At 70.3% G+C, this 2,465-nt stretch carries 4 protein-coding genes; all 4 read left to right on the top strand.

The window, feature by feature from the left end; genetic code table 11:
* Nucleotides 1-149: 149 nt before the first annotated feature.
* Complete coding sequence (locus tag J7E68_RS18095; RefSeq protein WP_215174940.1) at nt 150-326, top strand: hypothetical protein; 177 nt, start codon at nt 150-152, stop codon at nt 324-326.
* Nucleotides 323-1,120 carry a TlyA family RNA methyltransferase gene (locus tag J7E68_RS18090; protein ID WP_215174939.1) on the top strand — a complete coding sequence of 266 codons (798 nt, stop codon included), beginning with the start codon at nt 323-325 and terminating at the stop codon, nt 1,118-1,120. Before J7E68_RS18095 ends, J7E68_RS18090 begins: the two co-directional genes overlap by 4 nt.
* The gene (locus tag J7E68_RS18085; protein WP_215174938.1) at nt 1,117-2,031 is read left to right on the top strand and encodes an NAD kinase; all 915 of its coding nucleotides are present in this window, start codon (nt 1,117-1,119) and stop codon (nt 2,029-2,031) included. Before J7E68_RS18090 ends, J7E68_RS18085 begins: the two co-directional genes overlap by 4 nt.
* On the top strand, nt 2,028-2,465 hold a 438-nt coding region (locus J7E68_RS18080), incomplete at its 3' end, for an AAA family ATPase (protein ID WP_215174937.1). The genes J7E68_RS18085 and J7E68_RS18080, both read left to right, overlap by 4 nt.

Here is a 2,465-nt window from a genome sequence, read left to right as displayed (position 1 = left end):
CCGCAGCGATCTGGAACTCGGGGACCCCGGTCTTCGTGCTCCGCGTGCCGGAGCGGCTCTACGACGACCCGTTCCACCGCCCCTGACTCGCGGCGCTCCCGCCGTCGTGGCTTCGCCGACCCGTCGGCCCTGCCGCGTACAGTAGAAACGTGAGCGAAGAGACGACGAGTGCGCCGACCGACGGTCTGTGGAGTCGACTGCGCCTGATCGAGGGGCAGCCGCTCGCGGCCAGGGCGGGCGCTTACTCCGGACTCCACGACGAGCTGTCCCGCCGCCTCGAGAGCGGCGCGAGGCTCGACCAGCGCGACGCGCCGGGCGCCCGATGACGCGACTCGACGCCGCCCTCGCCGTGCGAGGACTCGCCCGTTCGCGCACCCACGCGGCCAGCCTCATCGCAGACGGTCTGGTGAGCATCGACGGACGCCCCGTCGTGAAGGCATCGACTGCCGTCTCGGATACGGCCGAGATCACCGTGGCGGGTGCGGACCATTACGTCGGCCGGGCCGCGCACAAACTGATCGCCGCACTCGACGGCTTCGACATCTCGGTCACGGGGCGCCTGGCGCTCGATATGGGCGCGTCCACGGGCGGGTTCACCCAGGTTCTCCGCGAGCGTGGCGCGCGCCGCGTCCTCGCCGTCGATGTGGGGCACGATCAGATGTCGCCCTCGGTGTCCTCCGACGCCGGAGTCGTGCTGGTCGAGGGCTACAACGTGCGCCATATGACGCTCGAGAACCTCCTCGACGCCACGGGGGAGCAGGCGGCCCCCGACCTCATCGTCGGCGATCTCTCGTTCATCTCCCTCGAGCTCGTGCTCCCGGCTGTCGCCGGGGTCGCAGCCCCCGAAGCAGACATCGTGCTTCTCGTGAAGCCGCAGTTCGAGGTGGGCCGAACGGCCGTGCGGGGCGGACTCGTCACGGATCCCGCGACCCGCTCCGATGCGGTCGCGCGCACTGCATGGAGCGCGTGGGATGCGGGGCTCGGGATGCTGGGCATCCTGCCTTCCCCGATTCTCGGGACGCACGGCAACGCGGAGTATCTTCTGCACCTCGCTCCGGGGCGCGGCAGCGATCCGTCAGAATGGTCGGACCGCATCAACGAACTGGCAGGGAGACGATGAACGTGCGCAACATCCTGGTCGTCGCCCATGCCGGGCGCGATGACACCGTGGCGGCCGCGCGCCGGGTGGTGGATGCTCTGCGCGGTGCCGGTGCACGGCCCGTGCTCGCCGCCGACGACAGTCTCGATCTGCGTGCGGTCGACTCCCACTTCGCCGACGTGGACGTGCTCGGCGACACGGTGCAGCAGGACGAGCTCGAACTCGCCATCGTGCTCGGCGGCGACGGCACGATCCTGCGCGCGGCCGAGCTGGTGCGTGGCTGTGCGGCTCCCGTGCTCGGGATCAACATGGGACACGTCGGATTCCTCGCCGAGATCGACCGAGACGACATGGACGCCGCCATGCGCCGCGTCATCGACCGCGACTACGAGGTCGAAGAGCGCCTCGCCCTGTCGGTGCGCGTCAAGGACGTCGATGGTGCGGTCGTGTACGAGACCTTCGCCCTCAACGAGGCCACCGTCGAGAAGGCGAGCCGAGAGCGCATGATCGAAGTCGTGCTCGAGATCGACGGCCTGCCCCTGTCGAGCTTCGGATGCGATGGCATGGTCGTCTCCACACCGACCGGCTCGACCGCGTACAACTTCTCTGCCGGTGGACCGGTTATCTGGCCGAGTGTCGAGGCCATCGCCGTCGTACCGCTGTCGGCGCACGCCCTCTTCGCGAAGCCGCTCGTGGTCAGTCCCGATGCGGCGGTGGCGATCGAGATGCTCGAGGGCACCTCGGGCGCGGGCATCCTCTGGTGCGACGGCCGACGCTCTCACGACCTCCCGCCGGGCGCGCGCGTCGTGGTGCGCCGCTCGTCGCGTCCCGTTCGCCTCGCCCGTCTGCATCCGACCGAGTTCACCAATCGTCTCGTGCGCAAGTTCCAGCTGCCCGTCGCCGGATGGCGCGGACAGGGAGCGACCTCATGATCGAGGAGATGCGACTGCAGGGGCTCGGCGTCATCGCCGACGCCGTGCTGCCGCTCGGTGCCGGCTTCACAGCCATCACCGGCGAGACGGGTGCGGGCAAGACGATGGTCGTGACGGGCCTCGGCCTGCTGCTCGGACAACGGGCCGACTCCGGGGCGGTGCGCGCCGGCGCGAGTCAGGCGTCGGTCGCCGGTGTCTGGGTCGTGCCCGAGACGGGTGACGTCGCCGATATCGTCTCGGACGCCGGAGGCGAGCTCGAGCCCGTCGGATCGGGCACAGCCGAGCTCTATGTGTCCAGAACCCTGAGCGCAGAAGGACGCAGCCGTGCGAGTGTGGGCGGCCGCGCCGCACCCGCGGGAGTGCTGTCGGCCCTCGCCGAGGAGCTCGTCGTCGTGCACGGGCAGTCGGAGCAGCTGCGCCTTCGATCATCGGCG

Origin of the sequence: Microbacterium sp. ISL-103 (genome assembly GCF_018613995.1) — a bacterium.
In the GTDB taxonomy this organism is placed as follows: Bacteria; Actinomycetota; Actinomycetes; order Actinomycetales; family Microbacteriaceae; genus Microbacterium.
The sequence above is the reverse complement of the archived record's forward strand: the minus strand, read 5'-3'. Positions and strand labels throughout refer to the sequence as shown.

Bases quoted from the DNA above. Each gene is read 5' to 3' on its own strand.
- J7E68_RS18090 (WP_215174939.1), top strand. From the start codon at position 323: ATGACGCGACTCGACGCCGCCCTCGCCGTGCGAGGACTCGCCCGTTCG.
- J7E68_RS18085 (WP_215174938.1), top strand. From the start codon at position 1,117: ATGAACGTGCGCAACATCCTGGTCGTCGCCCATGCCGGGCGCGATGAC.